This is a genomic window from Xylocopilactobacillus apis, assembly GCF_033095965.1.
GTDB classification, from domain to species: Bacteria; Bacillota; Bacilli; order Lactobacillales; family Lactobacillaceae; genus Xylocopilactobacillus; species Xylocopilactobacillus apis.
In genome coordinates this window covers 545,405-566,697 of the sequence record NZ_AP026801.1, presented here as the reverse complement: position 1 = coordinate 566,697, position 21,293 = coordinate 545,405, and the positions used below count along the sequence as shown (strand labels likewise).

The 21,293-nt window shown below is 35.6% G+C and carries 13 protein-coding genes; 6 read left to right on the top strand and 7 right to left on the bottom strand.

Features of this window, described 5'->3' with window-relative positions; genetic code table 11:
* Positions 1 to 1,905 carry a M13 family metallopeptidase gene (locus R8749_RS02605; protein ID WP_317697781.1) on the bottom strand — a complete coding sequence of 635 codons (1,905 nt, stop codon included), beginning with the start codon at positions 1,903 to 1,905 and terminating at the stop codon, positions 1 to 3.
* 12 nt (positions 1,906 to 1,917) lie between these two features.
* Positions 1,918 to 2,814 (bottom strand): aldo/keto reductase, encoded by an 897-nt coding sequence (locus R8749_RS02600; protein ID WP_317697779.1) that lies wholly within the window; start codon positions 2,812 to 2,814, stop codon positions 1,918 to 1,920.
* A 199-nt stretch (positions 2,815 to 3,013) separates the two neighbouring features.
* Between R8749_RS02600 and alsS the strand changes: the two genes are divergently transcribed.
* On the top strand, positions 3,014 to 4,684 hold the full coding sequence (alsS, locus tag R8749_RS02595) for an acetolactate synthase AlsS (RefSeq protein ID WP_425613208.1): 1,671 nt from the start codon (positions 3,014 to 3,016) through the stop codon (positions 4,682 to 4,684).
* A 17-nt stretch (positions 4,685 to 4,701) separates the two neighbouring features.
* Positions 4,702 to 5,415, top strand: coding sequence for an acetolactate decarboxylase (gene budA, locus R8749_RS02590; RefSeq protein ID WP_317697777.1), 714 nt, complete (start codon positions 4,702 to 4,704; stop codon positions 5,413 to 5,415).
* Positions 5,416 to 5,448: 33 nt separating this feature from the next.
* Here the strand turns inward: budA and R8749_RS02585 are convergent, their stop codons facing one another.
* Complete coding sequence (locus R8749_RS02585; RefSeq protein WP_425613217.1) at positions 5,449 to 6,528, bottom strand: LCP family protein; 1,080 nt, start codon at positions 6,526 to 6,528, stop codon at positions 5,449 to 5,451.
* A gap of 162 nt (positions 6,529 to 6,690) precedes the next feature.
* Here R8749_RS02585 and R8749_RS02580 point away from each other — a divergent pair, with 162 nt between their 5' ends.
* The 4 genes from R8749_RS02580 to R8749_RS02565 all read left to right on the top strand — a co-directional run bounded on the left by R8749_RS02580 (position 6,691) and on the right by R8749_RS02565 (position 11,529).
* A complete protein-coding gene (locus R8749_RS02580) occupies positions 6,691 to 7,431 on the top strand; it encodes a gamma-glutamyl-gamma-aminobutyrate hydrolase family protein (RefSeq protein ID WP_317697773.1) in 741 nt (246 codons plus the stop codon).
* Positions 7,431 to 8,804, top strand: a complete 1,374-nt coding sequence (locus R8749_RS02575; RefSeq protein WP_317697771.1) for an APC family permease — start codon at positions 7,431 to 7,433, stop codon at positions 8,802 to 8,804. The genes R8749_RS02580 and R8749_RS02575 overlap by 1 nt, the downstream gene beginning before the upstream one ends.
* A 74-nt stretch (positions 8,805 to 8,878) precedes the next feature.
* Entirely contained in the window at positions 8,879 to 10,066 is a 1,188-nt protein-coding gene (locus tag R8749_RS02570) for a galactokinase (RefSeq protein ID WP_317697769.1), read from the top strand.
* Positions 10,063 to 11,529 (top strand): UDP-glucose--hexose-1-phosphate uridylyltransferase, encoded by a 1,467-nt coding sequence (locus R8749_RS02565; protein ID WP_317697768.1) that lies wholly within the window; start codon positions 10,063 to 10,065, stop codon positions 11,527 to 11,529. Before R8749_RS02570 ends, R8749_RS02565 begins: the two co-directional genes overlap by 4 nt.
* Before the next feature lie 305 nt (positions 11,530 to 11,834).
* Here R8749_RS02565 and R8749_RS02560 read toward each other — a convergent pair whose 3' ends face one another.
* From R8749_RS02560 to R8749_RS02545, 4 genes are all read right to left on the bottom strand, one after another.
* A complete protein-coding gene (locus R8749_RS02560) occupies positions 11,835 to 12,134 on the bottom strand; it encodes a hypothetical protein (RefSeq protein ID WP_317697766.1) in 300 nt (99 codons plus the stop codon).
* Complete coding sequence (rihA, locus tag R8749_RS02555) at positions 12,118 to 13,077, bottom strand: pyrimidine-specific ribonucleoside hydrolase RihA (protein ID WP_317697763.1); 960 nt, start codon at positions 13,075 to 13,077, stop codon at positions 12,118 to 12,120. Before rihA ends, R8749_RS02560 begins: the two co-directional genes overlap by 17 nt.
* Before the next feature lie 124 nt (positions 13,078 to 13,201).
* Positions 13,202 to 16,870: a pectate lyase-like adhesive domain-containing protein gene (locus R8749_RS02550; protein ID WP_317698491.1), complete on the bottom strand. Its 3,669-nt coding sequence runs from the start codon at positions 16,868 to 16,870 to the stop codon at positions 13,202 to 13,204.
* A 497-nt stretch (positions 16,871 to 17,367) separates the two neighbouring features.
* Positions 17,368 to 20,976 carry a pectate lyase-like adhesive domain-containing protein gene (locus R8749_RS02545; RefSeq protein ID WP_317697761.1) on the bottom strand — a complete coding sequence of 1,203 codons (3,609 nt, stop codon included), beginning with the start codon at positions 20,974 to 20,976 and terminating at the stop codon, positions 17,368 to 17,370.
* Positions 20,977 to 21,293: the final 317 nt, after the last annotated feature.

Genomic DNA, 21,293 nt, shown 5'->3' with positions numbered 1-21,293 from the left:
TTACCAAATAATTAAGCGATCTTCTGGCTTGCGATACATCTTATCAGTCGGCTTAACGTCAAATGCTTCGTACCATTCTGGAAAGTTTGGAACTGGAATATTAGTTCTTAGTTCTGCTGGTGCATGAACATCAACTGACAATAACATTTTAGCAAGCTCTGGCCGAACCTTGGTGCGCCAAGATAAAGCGTAGTTTTTGAAAAATTCAGCAAGGTCCTCATCACCAGACTCATGTAAAACCTGTAAGGCTGCATTAATTCCGGCGTTGTCCGCAATATTTTCGCTCACCACCAACTTACCGTTAATCTTACCACCAGCGTAAGGAATGCCGTCAAATTGCTTAATCATCAGTTCAGTGTACTTTTCAAAATTTTCGTAATCTTCTGGCTGCCACCAGTCTTTTTTGTTTCCTAATTCATCAAACAGTGCGCCGTTATTGTCAAAGGCATGACTAATTTCATGTCCAATCGTCGCACCTGCTCCACCCAAATTAGCACTAATACTTGCATCCACTGAATAAAACGGTGATTGAAGAATGGCTGCTGGAAAAGTAATGTCATTTAAAGAATCATCATATTGGGCGTTAACCATCTGGGCGGGCATGCCCCATTCAGTCCGATCAACTGGTTTATCAAGTCTCGCAAAAGAATATTTTAGAGAAATTAGACTAAAATCATCAAGAGTTTCACACAAAGACGATGATCTTTTAACTGTGAACAAATCATAAAGCGGAATTGCCTGATCGGGATAACCCATTTTAATGGTCATTGTATCGAGTTTTTTAACTGCCATTTTCTTGGTCGATTCACTAAGCCACGAATTACTTTGAATTTGTTTTTTATAAACTCGGATTAAATTCTTGACCATTTCGGTAACATCAGCTTTTGCTTTTGGTCCAAAATACTTTTTACCATAATGTATCCCAATCGGTTCATCAAAGACCGAATTAGCAATATTATATGCGTGCCGTTCAGCTGGTGCTAATTCCTGCTGCCCTGAAATTTCCATGCTGTATTGCGAACCGATTACTCTTAGTTCTTGGCTTAAAATACCTGAATGCGCACAAAGCTCATTAACGTAGGCCCAGTGCTGCCAAAGAGAAAATGTTTCTTCATTAAATACTTTAGAGAAATTATCAACAAAATTAAGATCAAAAACATTTACTGTCTCTGGCTCCACTGGAAATACTGTTTGTAAAATCGAAGCTAAGTTCAACTCTTTAACTTTTAAAACTAATTCACTAGCTGGCATGGGATGATCTAAATTCTTAATTTCTGCCATTTCTTCATTACTCAAATGAAAAGGTACTATTAAGCGGTCAAAAGCCATCGTATCTTTAACAAATTGCTCTTGCTGACTAGTACTAAGCGGCGTGAAACTTAAAAGTTCAGTAATCATTTTCTGATAGACTGCCAAAAGCGGCTTACTTTGTTCTTCATCGTCATAAGTTGTCACATCCGGCAAAATAATTCCCGGCGACATGAACATTACCTGATGGCGTGTTGCATCATCCATGTCAGGCATTACGCCAAACTCAAGCGGCAGCGAATACCCTTCTAAAGCAAAATCCACGATTTGATCATTTAATTCAGCGAGATTTTTAACTGCCAGTAATTTTTCTAATCGTGGTAAAAGCGGCTTAATTCCTTCTTCATCACGCCTCTTAAAGTCTTTCGCTTTCTCAAAAATCAAAGCTGCTTTTTGAAAATTATCAGTTGGTTCATCTTTTACATCAGCCAAAGCTTCTTTAAGGTCATTAATTAAATTCTTTTCAATTTCTAAAACTAAATCTGTACTTGCTCCCGCTGAATTACGATCAGGCTTGATCTCAGCCTCCTGCTGCCATTTGCCATTAATTGCATCATATAAATTATCTTGAATTCTTGGTGCTTGGTATTCTGTCATGTTATCTCCTTTTTACGGCAAGTAATTACCAGCCGCTAAATATAAGTCATACCATTCTTGTCTGCTTAATTCTACCTCAACTCCATCAATACTGTCTTTTAAATGTTTAAGATTCATTGTACCTAACATTACCTGAATCTGAGCTGGATGACGAAGAATCCAAGCAGCAGCAATCGCATTCTTTGAAACTTGATATTTAATTGATAATTCCCGCAATTTTTCATTTAATTTAGGATACTCAGGACTATCAATAAAACTTCCTTTCCCTGATTTTGCCTGAAAAGGCGACCACGCTTGAACGGTAACATTATCCCGTTTAGCAAATGCTAAAAAATTTTCACCATGACCAAAGTTGATGACAGAATCGATCATTTCTGAGTGGGTTAAACTAAACTGCAGTTGATTAACCAAAAGACGCTTATCCAGATCCTCCTGAAGCAATAAAAATTGTCCAATATCAAAATTTGAAACACCAAAGTGCCTCACTTTCCCACTCTGATAAAGCTGGTTAAAAGTCTCTGAAACCTCTTTTGAATCCATTAAAGGGTCTGGGCGGTGCAATAAAAATGAATCAAGGTAATCAATATTCATGCGTTGAAGAATGCCGTCAACGGCTTTTATCAAATATTTTTTTGAAAAGTCATATCTTAAACCTGGAACGATTCCTGCTTTGGACTGAATATAAAATTGATCTCTTTTTAGACCTTCTTTTTTCATAGCAGCAGCAAATACTTCCTCTGATTTACCTTTTCCATAGATATCAGCTGAATCAATAAAATTGATGCCATGATCAATAGCCGTTCGAAGGACTTTACCTGCTTGATCTGTACTTAACGCTGACATGCGCATGATTCCCAAAGCAAATACTGAAACTTCTAAATTAGAATTGCCTAGTTTAATTGTTCTCAATTCTCTATACCTACCGTTTTTCTTTCTCATTCTTACACATTTATATCATATTAAATATCTTTAAAAAAATCTCAGGATATTTCAGCAATTCAAATTATTTTTAAATTTTCAAAAAAAGAAGCTTTATTTTAAAAATTAAAAAAGTAGATGTTGAACAATGGTAGAATAGAAATATAAACTATTCAGAGGAGCAAAAATTATGACAGATAACCGTTACGGTGCTGATATTGTGGTCGATAGCCTTGCTAACCATGATGTCCCTTATGTCTTTGGTATTCCCGGTGCTAAAATTGACCGAGTTTTTGAAACATTGACTTATTCTAAAAATTCAAAAAAGCCAGAACTAATTGTCGCCCGGCATGAACAAAATGCTGCTTTCATGGCAGCTGCGGTGGGACGAATTACTGGCAAGCCCGGAGTTGTCTTAACAACCAGCGGACCCGGTGCTTCAAATCTCGCAACTGGACTTGTTACTGCAACTGCCGAAGGAGATCCAGTTGTCGCAATTTCTGGGCAAGTTCAACGGGCCGATCTTTTACGGTTAACCCATCAAAGCATGCAGAATGCAGCCCTTTTCGAGCCAATCACTAAATTTTCAGCTGAAGTTCAAGACCCTGATAATATTTCTGAAATTATTGCTAATGCCTTTAGAGCTGCTGAATCTGGAAAACAAGGTGCCAGTTTTGTATCTATTCCGCAAGACGTTGTAGACAGTCAAATTACCTCACAAGCGGTTAAACCATTACAAGAGCCTAAACTGGGTCCTGCTAGTCACGAAGATTTAACTTATTTATCCAGAAGAATTAAAGAAGCTAAATTACCAGTTTTACTTTTAGGAATGCGGGCATCTTCCCAGGAAGTAACAACATCAATTAGAAACTTATTAGATGTCACAGAGTTACCTGTAGTTGAAACATTCCAGGGAGCTGGCATAATTTCTCATAAACAAGAAAAGAATTTCTTCGGACGAGTTGGTTTATTTAGAAATCAACCCGGTGACATGCTTTTGAAGAAAAGTGACTTAGTAATCGCTATTGGCTATGACGCTGTAGAATATGAGCCTCGTAACTGGAACGCTGAACGCGATGCTCAAATTATTGTTATTGATGACGTACCTTGTGAAATTGACCAAAATTATCAGCCAGAAACTGAATTGATCGGTGATATTGCTCAGACGTTAGAAATTCTCAATCCCCTTTTGCGCGGTTATAAAGTTTCACCTGATGCCGTCGACTACTTAAACGGTCTCCAAGAACAACTGCAAAAGCGCGATGTCCCACCTGTAATGAATGGCAAATTTAGTCATCCTTTAGCAATTATTCAAAGTCTTCAACAACACGTCACTGATGAAATGACGGTGACAGTAGATGTAGGAAGTCATTATATCTGGATGGCGAGACATTTTAGAAGTTACGAACCACGACATTTACTATTTTCAAACGGGATGCAGACTCTTGGCGTTGCTTTACCTTGGGGAATTGCGGCTGGTTTAATGCGTCCTAATACTAAAATCGTGTCAGTTTCCGGTGATGGCGGATTTCTCTTCTCCTCAATGGAATTAGAAACTGCGGTCCGACTTGGAATTAATCTTGTTCATATCATATGGCGTGATGGATATTACGATATGGTGAAATTCCAAGAAGAAATCAAATACCACAAAAGTGCTGGCGTTGATTTTGGACCAGTTGATTTTGTTAAATATGCTGAAAGTTTCGGCGCTACTGGTTTTAGAGTCAACGATCCAAGTGAACTTAATCAAGTCTTAGATCAAGCTTTTAAGCAAACTGGACCAGTTATCGTTGATGTTCCCGTTGATTACTCAGATAATGAAGAACTCGGACAGGCAATGCTGCCAGATCAATTTTATTAATCAGTGGAGGTAAAATTTTGAAAGACCCAAATATTCTTTATCAACATGGAACCTTAGCTTTATTAGTCCCCGGATTATTTGAAGGAACTCAGACCGTTGGTGAATTACTCAAACATGGTGATACCGGAATCGGCACTCTAACTGGACTTGATGGAGAACTAATGATTCTAAACGGCACTGTATATCAATTTTCAGCTGCTGGTCAAATTAGGGAAGTTGCTTCAACAGAAAAAGTCCCTTTTGCCAATGTTCACTACTTAGATGATCATTCGATGGGACAATTAGAAAATTTAGATTTAAAAAATTTTAAAAAATCCGTAACCGAAAAGATGCAAACTGAAAATTTATTCTACTCGGTTCGCGTAAAAGGAACTTTTAAATTAATGCATACGCGGGCAGTTTTACCACAAAAACCGCCTTATCCAACCTTAACTGAAACTGCAGCCAAGCAATGTGAGTATCAAAATAAAAATGTTACTGGAACGTTAATCGGTTACTTCTGTCCAGATTTATATGCAGGTGCAGTGTCTCCTGGCTTCCATCTTCATTTCTTGTCAGATGATCACCGTACTGGAGGTCACATCTTAAACTTAGAACTCGATCACGGAGAATTATATCTCCAGCAATTCACGGACTTTAACCTTAATCTTCCGATCGAAAACTCAGAGTTTCTCAAACAAAAATTTAACAATGGCGAAATTATTGATTCAATAATGGAAGCCGAAAATTAAAAAATCGCTCAGTTATGATAACTGAGCGATTTTTTATTGATCTAATGGTTGAATCACATAATTTTGATCATAAGTAACATCAAATTTAAAGTTTGGATTTAAGGCATTTTCTTTTGTTTCTGCATTATTAATCGGTGTTTTTTCTAATCCGAGACCGGTCCTTAACTTATCAGAAACCCGTTGTAATTCTGTATTTGATACAATCTGAAACGATAAAGGAAAATCATAATCAGGCGTTTGAACCCAAGCATTTTGTCCTTTTAGAGAATCAGAAGACATGTTATCTGCCGCCGAACGATAATTATTAAAAAGTCCAACCATGTTATCAAAACTTATATCGGTAGCCATACTGCTGGAAATTGAATCAAGCAACCCAGAAAAATGTTGAATTCCATTAAAAGAAATAGCTCTTTGGATAATGGCTTTAATTACCTGCTGCTGCCGTTTTTGGCGTCCATAATCACCATCAGGATCTTCATGACGCATTCTAGAATAAGCTAAGGCCATTCCACCGTCTAAATGGCGCATTCCTTTGTTAAAGGTTTGTCCGCCAGTGGCTTCACTCGTAAAGGTAAATGGCACATCAACATCAATTCCGCCAACTGCATTTACTACTTTTTCTAGGCCCTTCATATCTAAAGTAATGTAGTAATTAATCGGAACATTCAAAAGTTCAGAAACTGTCCTTTTCGCCATTGGAGCTCCCCCAATATTATAAGCAGCATTAATTTTTGTCATCTTGAATTCTTTGTTACCGCAAATTTGGGCAGCAGTATCACGAGGAATGCTTACCAGCTGCATTTTTTTGTCATCGGGATTAACCGTTGCCACAATCATGGTATCTGAATTACCCCGATCAATTCGCCCCTCTTCTCCAGTGTCAATTCCTAAAATCAACACACTTAAATTTTGTTTTTTCTTAATCCTAATATCAGCATTTTTATCATGGTTGGGACGAAAAGTTTTATTAATTTTGGTTCGAGCTTCTGTATAATATTTACAAGCATAAACCCCAACGCTCATTAAGCAGAGCGAGAAGATTAATAGCAATACTTTTAAAACTTTATGAGACTTGTGTTTTTTGGAAGTTCCACTTGTTGATCTATTCACAATCAAATTCCTTTTAGTATTAAACGTTGATTTAATGTTATCATTTTTTTTGAAATGCGCAAAAATATCTTCAAAAATATTATTTAATCTTTAATTTTTAGGTAGACGAAATGGCGGAAACAATTTATTCTTATTTAAATCTTAAATTTAAAGGAGTTATTATTTATGAAAAAACCGATTATTGGAATTTCAGGCAGCACTTTAATTGATCAAGACGGAATATTTCCGGGATACCATCATTCTTACGTTAATGAAGACTATGTTATTTCTGTTCAAAAAAATGGTGGAATTCCTTTAATTATTCCTTTTAATACCGATCATGAAGTCATTAAAGAGCAAGTTGAACAAATTGACGGACTAATTCTTTCTGGCGGACACGATGTAACTCCGATTAATTACCATGAAGAACCGCTTGAAAAATTACAGGAAACCTCCCCTCAGCGTGATGATTTTGATTTTACCTTAATAAAAGAGGCAATGACAAGAAAACTCCCCATTTTAGGAATTTGCCGTGGGATCCAAATAATTAATACCTACTTTGGCGGAAGCCTTTATCAAGATCTTAGTTACCGAAAAGAACTAACTTACCGTCATATGCAGAAATATTCGCCAACTGAAGTAACTCACCACATCGAAGTTCAACAACAGAGTCAACTTCATGATATTCTGGGGAAAAATTCACTAATAGTAAACTCTTTTCATCACCAGATACTAAAAGATCTTGCTCCTAATTTTAAAGCTGTTGCCCATGCCAAAGACGGAGTGATTGAAGCAATTGAATCAAAAGATTATCCATACTTATTAGGGATTCAATGGCATCCAGAAATGCTTCATGAAAGTCAGCCGGTAATGAACCAGCAAGTATTTGGCTCACTAATTAAAGAAGCCACCAAGAAAGGCATTTAATGAAAAAGAAACTAGGATTTTGGTCGATCGTTTTACTAACCATCAATTCAATCATTGGATCAGGAATTTTTCTTTCTCCCGGATCAGTTGTAACAATGGCTGGAAAATGGGCTCCCGTCGTCTATTTAATGGCAGCTGTCTTCGCAGCTGTTCTTGCAATTTCATTTGCAGCGGCAGCCAAGTATGTTTCTAGCGGAGGGGCTGCCTATGCCTATGCCAAAGCAGCTTTTGGTGATAACGTCGGATTTTACATCGGAATTACTCGTTTCATTGCTGCAAGTATTGCCTGGGGAGTGATGGCGACTGCTGTTATCAAAACTGTGATCTCTATCTTCGGCGGTGACAACAATAGCTTTTTGTTGATTACAATCGGATTCATTGTTTTAATGTTAATCCTACTAGTGATCAATCTTTTTGGTCCTAAATTATTTGAATTAATCAATAACATTTCAACTGTTGGTAAATTATTAGCTCTAATTACGACTATTGCTGCGGGAATTGTCATCATTTTAAAAACGGGGGTTAATCACTTTAATGAAATCAATTCATTGACCGCGGCAAACGGGAAATCATTAAACCTTTCCGTCATGGTAATGGCAACAATTGCTGCTTTTTATGCTTTTACTGGTTTTGAAAGTGCCGCCAGCGGATCAGCAGATATGAAATCTCCTGAGAAAAATTTACCACGTGCGATTCCAATAGCCATCATCTTAATCGCCGTTATTTATATTGGAGTCATTAGTGTTTCAATGATGATTAATCCTCAAGCATTAGTAAAAACTAAAGAAGTTGTCGCTTTAGTTGCAATTTTCAAAAATAAAATTGTTAAAAACATTATTCTTTACGGCGCCTTAGTTTCAATGTTTGGGATCAACGTCGCAGCGTCTTTTAGTACTCCGAGAGTCTTAGAATCAATCGCTCAAGAAAAACAGATCCCCGCTTGGTTCAATCAGCGAACAGCAAGAAACTTCCCGTTACGAGCTTTCGTTACTACTTTTTTAATTGCAATTATTTTACCAATGACTTTCAACTATAATATGACCAATATCATTGTTTTAAGTTCAATTTCTCGCTTTATTCAATTTTTAATTGTTCCAGTTAGTGTGGTTCTCTTTTACTATGGAAAGAACAAAAAACAAATCTTACCTAATGTCAAAAAGAACTTTATTACCGATGTAATTTTCCCATTAATCGGACTTATTCTAACAATATTTCTCTTAATTAAATTTGATTGGGTGGGCCAGTTCACTATTAAATCTGCTAATGGACAAATTACTCCCAATATTTATGCAATAGCTGCCATGATCATTGGTTATATAATCTTGCCGTTGGGATTATTTTTCTTTTCCCATTCTAAAAAGATGAAAGCGTAAACTTTTTTACTTAACTTTAACGATTAAATAGGTAAAATAAAGGGAGGTAACTATTAAAAAAGGACGGTCAGAACATGGCATCAAAAATTATTGCAGATACAAGAAAAGGTTTTGAAGATAAATTCAACCAAAAGCCCGAACATTTATTTTTTTCACCGGGTCGAATCAATTTAATTGGTGAACATACTGACTACAATGGTGGACATGTTTTCCCCTGTGCAATTACTTTAGGAATTTACGCAGCCGTTGGAAAAAGCAGTGATAATGAATTTCATCTTTTTTCTGCTAACTTCAATGATGAAATTAATGATATTAGTTCTAACCAGCTCACTTCCCCGAAGCAAAACCAGTGGACTGATTATTTTACTGGAATGGCTCAAGAATTAATTAAAGCAGGATTAAAAATTAACGGCGGTCTTAATATCTACATTGATGGAGATCTTCCTAATTCATCCGGCCTTTCTAGTTCCGCAGCACTTGAACTACTTTGCGGCACAATTTTAAGCACTTGTTATCATCTGTCAATTGATATGTTAGAGCTAGTTAAAGCGGGTCAAAGGGTTGAAAACAATTATTTGGGCCTTAACACTGGCATTATGGATCAATTTGCCATCGGAATGGGCAAAAAGAATCAAGCAACTTTACTTGATACCAACACCATGAAATATGAGTATTTACCGATTGACCTTGGTGATAATTTGATTGTCATTATGAATACTTGTAAACCCCGCGCTTTAGTTGAATCAAAGTACAACGAACGCCGTAAGGAATGCGAAGACGCTTTAAAGCTTTTACAAACAAAACTGTCAATTAAATCATTAGGTGATTTAACAAACGAACAGTTTGACGAGTACTCTTATCTAATATATGATCCTATTTTAATTAAAAGAGCTCGTCATGCAGTTTCAGAAAATCAGCGGACATTAAAAGCAGCTGAGGCTTTGAAATCTCACCAATTAGCAGAATTTGGCCGTTTAATTTCGGCTTCTGGAGTTTCTCTTGCTTATGACTATGAAGTAACGGGAAAAGAGTTAGATACCTTGGTTAAAACCGCTCTTAAGCAAGAAGGGGTTTTTGGTTCCCGCATGACTGGTGCTGGTTTTGGTGGTTGTGCAATTGCTATTGTTAACCAAGATCATGTTGATGAATTTAAAAAACAAGTTCAGACCGCTTATACCGATGAAATTGGTCATCCAGCTGAATTTTATTTAGCTAAAATTTCTGATGGCCCAAGAGAAATTCAAGCAGAGGAAAACAAATGAGCGCAGTTACAAGTCATGCATCTTACTGCATTCATCTAAATCCTGATCTAAGTGATCTCGATCAAATTTATATTGAAAATCAAATTCTAGCTCTAATTGGTGATGAGGCTAGAAAAATGGACAGTAAAACTGATCCGTTTGATAACCTTGACGTATTAGTTACAGCAGCAATTCAAAACGGAAAAATTGAAGATGCTCCTGCTTCAAAACAAATACTTGAAGCTCAGCTTATGAATTTTGCAACTCCTTTACCAAGTACCATTAATTCAATCTTTTGGGATAAGCATTTAATTAACTCTAGAGAAGCAACCGACTGGTTTTATAATTTGAGTAAAGCAAATAATTATATTCAAACTAGAGCTATCAGCAAAAATCTTAAATTTACGACAAAATCAGAATATGGTGATCTGGAAATCACAATCAATCTTTCCAAACCGGAAAAAGATCCCCGCGCAATTGCTGCCGCCTTTAACACTCCTCAAAATGACCAGTATCCACTTTGCCAGCTTTGCATGGAAAATGAAGGTTATTTAGGTAGAATTGATTATCCTGCTCGGAGTAATCATCGAATAGTTCGTTTTAATCTAGGTGGTCAAACTTGGGGATTTCAGTACTCCCCCTACTCTTATTTTTCAGAACACGCAATTTTCCTAGATCAGATCCACGAACCAATGGAAATAACTCGTCAAACTTTTGTCAATCTCTTAACAATAATCTCCACTTTTAAAGATTATTTTGTCGGCTCGAATGCTGATATTCCTTTAGTAGGAGGCTCGATGCTCTCACACGAGCACTATCAAGGTGGGAGACACAATTTTCCAATGTTTAAAGCGCCAATTGAACATGATTTAAAATTAAAGAGTTTTCCTAACTTGAAGGCAGGAATTGTAAAGTGGCCCATGAGCGTAATTAGGATCAGTTCTAATAATAAAAAGGATTTAATTGACGCTGCTGAAATGATTCGTGAAAAATGGCAGGAATACAGCGATGAATCAGTCGGAATTCGTGCATACGTAAATGGTGAGAGGAAACATACTGTCACTCCGATTGCTCATCGTAACGGCGATGAATATACGCTGGAAATCGTCTTAAGAGATAATCAAACTAGTGAAAAATATCCTGACGGCATTTTTCATCCTCATCAAGATGTTCAGCACATTAAAAAAGAAAATATCGGTTTAATAGAAGTTATGGGACTTGCAATTTTACCCGGTCGTCTGCAAACTGAATTATCTGAAGTTAAAAAGTTTTTACTTAATCAAGATAATGAAATAAAAGAGTCCCATCGTCCTTGGGCAGAAGAATTAAAATCAAAACAAGTTTGGAATAAAGACAATATCGAAGCTCAACTTAACCAAGCTGTTGGTGATGTATTTTCTCGTGTTCTAGAAGATGCAGGAGTCTTCAAGCGTGACGATAAAGGAAAAGTGGCTTTTATGAATTTTTGTAAAAAAATATGTTAGAAAAACTATTTTTGAAAGCTATTTCAACGAGATTTTTTAGGCTCAAAGTGCGACAATAGATATATTATATTTAAAGGAATTTTCAAGTTGAATCATTCAATTTATGTTTTAGAAGGTTTTTTTGTTTTTTTTAGCGCAATTTTATTAACCGGCAGCTTTATCGGACACTTTAAGAAAATGACGAAAATTCAAAAATTTTGTTTAACTCTAGTATTTATCTGTTCACTTCTACCGTTTGTTACAGGAATGCTGCCATATATTAAAAATTTATTCAAATAAAAATGCCATCAAATTGATGACATTTTTTAGGATATTCCTTTGTTAGAACCATACTGAACTAAACGATTAAGATCTGTTTCTAATACATCTCCCTTAATTGTTCCCCCCATTGGCTTCACTGCCGGAGAAGGATCAGCAATAATAACTTCATAATCTTGGTTGGAATCAAAATTAATTTCACGATAATCGGTCTTACTCCAATCAATAATATCAGTAACCGGAATAAAAATGGAAAAAACTTTACTTTCTTTCGAGTATGTGACTACCGTCCGTCCTTCATTAGTTTGATGAATAAATTCAATTGGAATCTTAAGATTTTTTTTCATTTATATCTCCTTTTGAAAAAGTTTTTAACGATGAAATTATTAAATCAATAAACTCTGAGCGTTTAAGATCTAATAAAACTTCTGTATTTTTTGGCTTACCAGTTAAATCATAATAATCACAGACCGTTTCACCTGTGGTCAGATCTCCTTTGGTTTCGACGTCTACGTTCATTAATTTGCTATTAAATAAATAAGGATTAATTAACCAAGCAATCGTACATGGATCATGAAGCGGTAATCCTTCAAAGTTCCATTTAGGAGCGTCATAGTATCTCTCATAAAACTTTAATAGCCCATAAAATGCCTGTGCAACAGGATTATCAATTTCTTTTATTGATTCCAACTCAGATTTTTTAATCACTGCACGATGTGTTACGTTTAATGGCACCATTGTTAAAGGAATCCCTGAGTTCAAAACGATTTTTGCAGCATCTGGATCAACATAAATATTAAATTCAACAGAAGGGGCCCAATTTCCCAATCCCATCGCTCCGCCCATAAAAACAATTCGTTCTATGTGATTGGCTAAATCAGGATAAACCCTGAGAAAAAGTGCTGTATTTGTCATTGGTCCCGTCACTACCAAAGTAATTTCTTCTTTTGATTCTCTAATAACATTTGCAATCAATTCAATCGCCGTAATCTTCTCTGGCTCAATACTTGGATCTGGTAAGTCTGCTCCATCCAATCCGGTTTCTCCATGAACCTCACCAGCAGTTTTTAAAGTCCTAACTAATGGAGTCCGATTACCGCCAGCGACTGGAATTTTCGTTTGGCCCATCAAACTTAACAATCTTAGCGCATTGTTTAAAGTCTTCTCCGGTGTTTGATTACCTGCAGAGGTTGTTACTGCTGCCAGTTCGATTTTCGGATTCGTGATTGCCAGCATCAATGCTAATGCATCATCATGACCTGGATCGCAATCTAAAATAATTCTTGTCATTTGTTAAATCCTCTAATTATTTTTCATTTATATCTTATCATGATTATGATCAACAAATTTACAAAAAAGAAAAAAGCTAGGTTATTAAAATCTAGCTTTTCCTTTAAAATAATGATGCAAACATCTACGGTGTCCCATCGACCAAGGTCCAAATCAAATTGGATTTGTAAGTACGTCCATTTAAATGACTGTCAGCTGAACCACGACTAATCTTAAGGGCCTGATTTGTATTCGTTAATCCTGATCCAGTCATGATATCAAAACTTTTATTATTAACGCCTTGAGTTATCGTTAAACTAGTATCTATAATATCAGAAAACAAATTTGCTGTACTATCTAGCAGTCCTAAATCCATTGTACTAACCGGAAGCTCAGAACTAACTATTCCTGACGTCTGATCTTTAAATTTATCAGCTTTAACTTCCAAATGCCAATTACTAGATTTATCAACGCGATCATCAATAATTTGCGAAGGATAAACAGCTGTATCATTAGAGCTCAAATATCCTGTTTCATAAGAACCGTGCCGTCCAAAATTGATTGCTTTTGGATTATTTGAAGAATCCAATGGTAAATTCAATTTTAAAGTGTCAGTTCTTAACTCAATTGTTCCGTTAGCTGTGACTGTTGAAGGATTTGGTGGAACTGCCCCAGTCGGAACAGTATATTGAATATTATTAACTCCTTCAACAAAACCACTCGCATTGTTAGTCATTTGACTGCTGATATCAGTGGTTGATCCATCAGTGTTAATTCTAAGAGCCCTGGCTTCATTCGGATTAGTGGTTGTTACCCAATTTTGCCACTGTGCTGGACTCCAAGACCCAGAACCATCAGGAATTTTTGCAACTGCGCTTGGCTTATTAACTTCAATGAAAACCGGAAGACTAGAGATAGTAACCCTTCCCTCAACAACTGTTGTATTGCCGCTTGGATCAGTTACATTAACGTACACCGGCTTATTATTCCCTGGCGTTCCCCAGAAAGTTGTATCTGTTGCTAGGTTTCGAGAATCAAAAGTAAAAGTATAATCACTTAGTTTAGTAAAAGCATTTGAATGAATATCTGAATACAAATCACTAATTTTAGTAAGTCCTGTAGCAGGATCCACAGTAGTATCGACAAAGTACTTCGGATCTGGAGCTGGCTGGTCCGCAACTGAATATCTTAATGGTGCAGCTTGTGCTCTTGGTTTGCCTTTATCTAAAACAGCTGTATTAGTAGTGTTGTAGTTACCTCTGTTAAACGCAAACGCTTGAATTCTCCCATTTTCAGTTGGTCTTGTATTATCAGGATCACTCGGATCACTTGCCATAAATGTCTTTTGAACTCCTGTAGTAGGATCTACTGGTAAGGTTACCGAAAAAGTCCCGTCTGCAGCTGTAATTGCCGAAAACTTCGAAGTAATATCAAGTCCACCAGCCGAAATATCTGCCCATCTAGGATCAGGATCAACTGTATTGTTAAACGGCTGATCTAAATCAACTGAACCTACTTCACTTGCTGCTGCAGTGTTTTTAACATGTCCACTTAATCTGACATAAGCTCCCTGCATTGGAATATAATCCCCTTCAGGATCATTAATATTATCGGTAACAACCTTCCCGCTGACTTTATATGAATTCACATCGGTTGCAGGTCCATCAACTGGTGTTGAAGTAAAGTTCATAAAGTAAACTGTCGGAATATAGTGAAACATGACTCGCTGAAATCTATTGGTATTATAGTTAACACGCATATCAGCAATATCATTTGGGAAAAGAGAAGATGCTGCCGGATCAATATTAACAAACCCTGAACTATTATAATTTGCAATAAAATTGAAGATTGACTGCCACATATAATCCTTACCTTCAACATTATCATAAGGATCAGGGTGCGTTCCTACTGCTGCAGTGTTACCTGTATTCCATGCATAAACATCCATGTTTTGAACATGCATTTGTCCTGCTGCCATTGAAATTAAGTTAGTATTGGGTTGACTTCCATTGTATTGAATGTTGACCATTCGAGCGCGATTAAACTCAAAAGTCGCATTGGACCCAAGTTGAATCAGCGAACGAGCTCCTGTATAATCACCATCTCCTTGTAAATCAAAGGTCCCTGGCTGAGCAACACTAACTCTTGCGCTATTATTCATATATAAGACTGGTCGAGTACTTGCCCCAGCATTAGTTGATTTAATATTAAAGTTAGCCCATTTACCAACATCTAATGAAGCACCTATTCCTAAACTAACTGCACCATAACCAAGACTATTTCTAGCGATCGGTCCACTCTGAGTTCCATTAATAGTCGCATAATCATCGACTTTTACATTCGGATTAAAACCACCTTGTGGAGTTAAATTAATTAAATCTCTTGTATAAGAAGGATTAGGCCTTATATTATTTGGATTTGTATCTCCATTTGTAGGGGGATCATTAAATTCATAAGAGCTAATATTTAATACTGCATGTGGGTGGACCTCTAATTCACCACTCCATAATTGAATTGTCGCTGTATAATTTGCATATTCTGCCACTGATCCTTGATTGGTAGATGTAACGTTAACCTCAGCATGATCCCATACATTAATATTACAAGGCTTACCGTTACTAAGATAATATCCTAATACAAAGGAATCTGCAGTAGGTGTAAAACCATCAAATTTTGTATTAAGCGCAAATGATACATTATAACTTTCCATAATTTGTTGACATTCGTACTGTCTACCAGAACCAGGTGAAACATTACTGGGCACATGACCGACTGCATAAAGCATTTGTCCAGGTCTTGCATCATCATAAATTGGATTACCTGCGCTATCTGTGCTGCTGCTAACTGGTTCTAAACTTTGATACGAAATAGTAGTCCGAACATCGTTATAACCAGTGAATACAATATCAGTTTGATAAGACGCCGCTAATTGAGCCCCGCGGTATTTTATGTTACGGTAAATAACTGTTTTACTAACGCCATTATTATAAGCAGATACGGGGCCATACCAATCTGTCCCTTGTAAATTAATGTTATTCATAACAAACTTTGAGGTATATCTATTACTGCAAATACTAATTCGTGATGGATCTATTGCACCATTTAAATCTAATGTGTGTTTCGTTTTTAACGGATCCCTAGAATCTATTCCGTCAACAACAATATTACGATTAGGAATATGGGTTTCGGTATATCCACGCATATCATTGAAACTTTGATACCCTCTAACCGTTGTACCGTATGTAAAAGCAATATCTTTAGTTAAAACAATATGAGTGATATTCACTTCTGGTGGATTAGCATCCGAAGGAAGCGAATCACCTGGTTTATAAGCACCCCTTCGTCCCAAAAGAGCATTCAAAAGTTCATCAGGTGTTGAAACATAGGCGGTCTCTCCCTCAGATTTATATCTTTGAATTTGATCATATACATCACCGTCAACCAGGCGCTTTTTAATTTGATCGTCAGTTTCTGAATGAGTCTTTACTCTAAATTTATTGATATTTAATGGATCATCTGGATTCGGAGTATCATATTGCGTCCGAGGATCGTCAGATGCCCCATCATAGGGACTTACGCTTAAAAATGTTGGGCCATAAAAAGGTGCGTATACATCACCATGATTAGATTCACTTGACGAAACATCTTCTGAAGAATTTGGTAAGACAGCCATATTAACAGGATTATTAACATCGGCATTAACATTCAAAGAAGTCATTGATGTGAATAATCCTATGAGGAATACAAGCTGAACTAGCCGATTTTTCTTTAATTTTAAAAATATCTTTTCCAGATATCGATTATTAACAATCATCAATTTACATCTCCCATAACTTATTTAAATTAATTAACTACTAGATAAACAATCATTAAGAAATATATAAAATTTACTACTTGAACTAATGTCACTAATAAACAATACAATAAAAACTCTCTAGCATGACTTTATATATCTTAATGATATCACTAAGAACCAATGGTTGGCATAAGTTTTATCATTTTTTGATAATAATCATTTTAAAAATTAAAAAAATGTAAATTTTAAAAAAGTCTTAAGAAAGCTTTATGTATCAAGCTTTTTTAAGACTTGCCGCAAATCGTGTTTCATTTTTTATAATTTTTTTTTAAAAAAATGATTATGATTTTGTAGTAATTAGCATTAAAATATTTTGTTTTACTTTTAGCACTTAATTATCCTTATTCATATATTTAGTTTATAATTTAATTTTAAATAATGATCAGTTATCTATTTGATTTAAATATAAAAATAAACACTAGTCTTTTTGTTGAAAGATTCGTGTTTATTCTACTTTATGGAACTTCTTTAATTAATGTCCAGGTTAACTTAGCGTTGTACTTACCACTGCTTATCTTACTATCAACATAAGGACGATTGACAGTTAACTTTAGGTCTGAATTAAGAAATCCAGCTCCTGTCATCAAATCTAAATTTTTGTTGGTCTGTCCAGTTGTAATTATAGAATCTGTTTGAACAATACTACTAAATGTATTCGTACTACTATCCAAGAGTCCTAAATCGAGACTTTCCACTGGTATAACTGAACTAGTTGATGAGAACTGAGTTGAGTTAATTGATAATTGCCAATCATGATCTTTATCTACTCTGTCATCGATTACATTAACTGGGTACGTATTAGTTTCTTTTGGCGTTAAATAACCTGTATTATAAGAACCAAATCGACCAAAATCAATTGATTTTGTTCCACTTGCATCACTTGGAAGCTTTAATTCTACTGTATCACTTCTAAGCTCTATACTTGCTGCTTCAGTTACTTCAGTTGGTGCTGGAGCAACATCTCCGGTTGAAACTTTGTATTGAACTGTATTTAAGCCAGAATGCAAATTTGCATCGTTCGTCATTGAACTACTTATATCATTAGTACTACCATCATCATTTATTTTAAGTGCTTTTACTGAATTAGGGTTGTTTATAGTTATCCACTGCTGCCATTGAGCATTTGTCCAAGAAGATGAATTGTCAGGAATCTTAACAATTGCTTTAGGCTTACTGATTTCGATAAAAACAGGTGCTGCCGAAATAGTTACATGAGCTGAGACGGTAGTTATATTACCAGATGGATCTGAAACATCAACTAAAACAGTTTTATTAGCTCCCGGGGTTTGCCAAAATGCGTCATTCGTTACTTCGTTTTGAGAATTAAACTTAAAAGTGTAATCAGTCAATACGGTAAAAGAATTAGAATTTGTATTTGGATCAAGATCTGTAATACTCGTTAAATCAATAAAATATTTCGGATCGGGTATTGTTCTACCAACAACCGTATATCTTAAAGGTGCAGCTTGTGCTTTTGGCGGTATCTGATCATTAACAGCAATACTTGCAGTATTATAGTTACCAGCTTTAAAAGCAAATGCCTGGATTCTTCCGTTTTCATTTGGCTTAGTATTCGTTTGATCGTTTAAGTCACTTGCCATAAACGTTTTTTGATAATTTGTTGAAGCATCTTTAGGAAGTTGAACTATGAAATTTCCACTTGAATCACTAATTGCACTAAAATTAGACTTTATGTCAATCCCTGAACCTGATAAATCACTCCATTTAGAATCAGAGCTAATTTCATTTAGAAAAGGCTGATCCAATCCAAGGACTGAATTTTGAACCCTTCCGTTTAATCGAACGTAGGCATTGGCTAAAGGAACATAATCAGCGTTAGGATCAGTAATATCATCAGTAAAAGTATTACCACTAATTGTATAAGAATTGACATCACTTGGATCATCGACCGGCTGTGAAGTGAATTTAACGTAAACTGTTGGAATATAATGAAACATCACTCGCTGAAAATTATTAGTATTGTAATTAGTACGTATATCTTCAATATCTGTTGGAAAAAGAGAAGAAGCGGTTGGATCAATATTTAAAAAACCTGAACTATTGTAGTTAGCAGCAAAATTAAATATTGACTGCCATAAATAATCTTTTCCTTCAACGTTATCGTAAGCATCTGGATGAGTACCATTTGCGGCAGTATTGCCTCGATTCCAAGCATAAACATCCATATTCTGGACATCCATCTGTCCTGGATTCATCGTTATTAACTTTGTATTAGGCTGAACACCATTGTACTGGATGTTAACCATTCGAGCTCGATTAAATTGAAATGTTGCACTACTTCCAAGCTGTATTAGTGATCGAACTCCTTTATAATCACCATCTCCCTGTAAATCAAATGTTCCCGGCTGTGAAACATTCACCTTTGCACTGTTAGCCATATATAATACAGGACGCGTCGTCATACCAGCATTTACTGATTTAATATTAAACTTTCCCCATTTACCAACATCTATTGAAGCGCCTGCACCTAAGCCCACTGCTCCATTACTTAAGCCAGCAGAGGCAATTGGTCCACTTTGGTTGCCATTAAGGGTCGCATAGTCGTCAATTTTTATATTTGGATTAAAACCTCCTTGTGGCGTTAAATTAATTAGATCACGTGTATAATTCGGATTATGTGTGGTGTTATTAGTGTTAGTATCACCATTAGGTGCAGTATTTTGAAACTCATAGGCATTAATATTTAATACTGCATGTGGATGAACCTCTAGTTCACCACTCCATAACTGAATTGTTGCACTATACGCGTACTCCATTACTGAGCCTTGATTAGTTGATGAGGCGTTGACCTCTGCATGATCCATAACATTAATGTTACAAGGTTTTCCATTACTGAGGTAATACCCTAAGACAAAGGAACTATCCGTTGGAGTAAAACTATCAAATTTGGTGTTATAAGCAAAAGTTACATTATAACTTTCCATAATTTGCTGACAGTAATATGTAGCTGTAGATCCAGCCGGAGCATTACTTGGCAAATGACCGTAAGCGTAAGTTGTTTTTCCAGGTTTAGCATCATCATATATTGGACCTTTGCTGTCTGATGCACCGCTACTTACTGGCTGCAAAGTTTGGTATGAAATTGATGGCTGAATATCGTTGTAACCAGTAAAAACAATATCTGTATAATAAGATGCTGCTAACTGGGAACCACGATATTTTACATTTCGGTATATAACAGTTTTATTAATAGTATTATTTACTGCAGAACCGATCCCAAAATAGTCTGTCCCTTGTAGATTAACATTGTTAAATACAAATTTAGATTTAAAATAATTACTATTTAAATCAATTCGAGCCGCATTGTATGCTCCATTAAAATCCAAAGTGTGTTTAGTTTTTGTAGGGTCTCGAGGATCAATTCCATCAATTACAATATTTCTGTTAGGAATATAATTACCTGTTAAACCAACAAGATTTGTAAAACTCTGATATCCATTCACTGTAGTACCATATGTAAAAACTATATCTTTAGTTAAAACAATATGAGTAATGTTAACTTGAGCAACTGCTCCCGAGGCATTAGGCCCAAATGTTGGATAAGCATCACTTGACTTATAAGCTCCTTTCCTTCCCCAAAGAGCATTTAAAAGTTCATTAGGCGTTGAAACATAAGCGGTTTCTCCTTCTGATTTATACCTTTGAATTTGACCATAAACATCTCCATCAATTAAGCGTTGCTTAATTTGGTCATTAGTTTCAGAATGTGTTTTTACCCTAAATTTAGCAATATTGGTCGGATCGTCGGGATCTGGGGTATCATACTGTTCACGAGGATCGTCAGTTGCACTATTTGCTGCTGCAGTATCGTCGAAAACTGTTTTCCCATAAAAAGGCTCATAAATTCCTTCATTAAGGTTACTATCATTTCCTTCGTTGGGGTAAGTAAGTAAATGAGCTGAATTAATAGCAGGATCATCTATCTGAACTTCTGCATTAACTTCAGAAATCGTTGAAAAAAAGAGAATTTCTAAAAATAAAAAAAATATTAATTGTGGCATTTTTTTATTTTTAAAAACAGAAATTAGATTTTCTATAATCATCAAAATAAATCTCCTATTGAACTAATTTGATTCTCTAAATATCAGATAATAAATCCAATATGTAGTATGGTAGTCTTAGTGAAATAAAGTTTCATATTTATCGCTAGATTTAATTAACAAATTTTCATTTTGTTTAACATTAAACTACTTTATGTTTTTGATTACTGGCCTTGCTAGGTACAAAATTATAGCACTGCTTTTTATTTTTTGAAACTTTATTTCTTAATTTTTGTTTTTTTATATAAAAAAAGAGAAATTTTATTTCTCTTTCCTAGACCTATATCTATCAATGATCTTTAAAACATTTAAAGACACAA

Excerpts from the sequence above, each read along its gene's own strand:
- R8749_RS02545 (WP_317697761.1), bottom strand. The coding sequence starts at position 20,976 with ATGATTATAGAAAATCTAATTTCTGTTTTTAAAAATAAAAAAATGCCA.
- R8749_RS02605 (WP_317697781.1), bottom strand. The coding sequence starts at position 1,905 with ATGACAGAATACCAAGCACCAAGAATTCAAGATAATTTATATGATGCA.
- R8749_RS02565 (WP_317697768.1), top strand. The coding sequence starts at position 10,063 with ATGAGCGCAGTTACAAGTCATGCATCTTACTGCATTCATCTAAATCCT.
- R8749_RS02580 (WP_317697773.1), top strand. The coding sequence starts at position 6,691 with ATGAAAAAACCGATTATTGGAATTTCAGGCAGCACTTTAATTGATCAA.
- R8749_RS02550 (WP_317698491.1), bottom strand. The coding sequence starts at position 16,870 with ATGATTGTTAATAATCGATATCTGGAAAAGATATTTTTAAAATTAAAG.
- R8749_RS02560 (WP_317697766.1), bottom strand. The coding sequence starts at position 12,134 with ATGAAAAAAAATCTTAAGATTCCAATTGAATTTATTCATCAAACTAAT.
- R8749_RS02575 (WP_317697771.1), top strand. The coding sequence starts at position 7,431 with ATGAAAAAGAAACTAGGATTTTGGTCGATCGTTTTACTAACCATCAAT.
- R8749_RS02570 (WP_317697769.1), top strand. The coding sequence starts at position 8,879 with ATGGCATCAAAAATTATTGCAGATACAAGAAAAGGTTTTGAAGATAAA.
- alsS (WP_425613208.1), top strand. The coding sequence starts at position 3,014 with ATGACAGATAACCGTTACGGTGCTGATATTGTGGTCGATAGCCTTGCT.
- rihA (WP_317697763.1), bottom strand. The coding sequence starts at position 13,077 with ATGACAAGAATTATTTTAGATTGCGATCCAGGTCATGATGATGCATTA.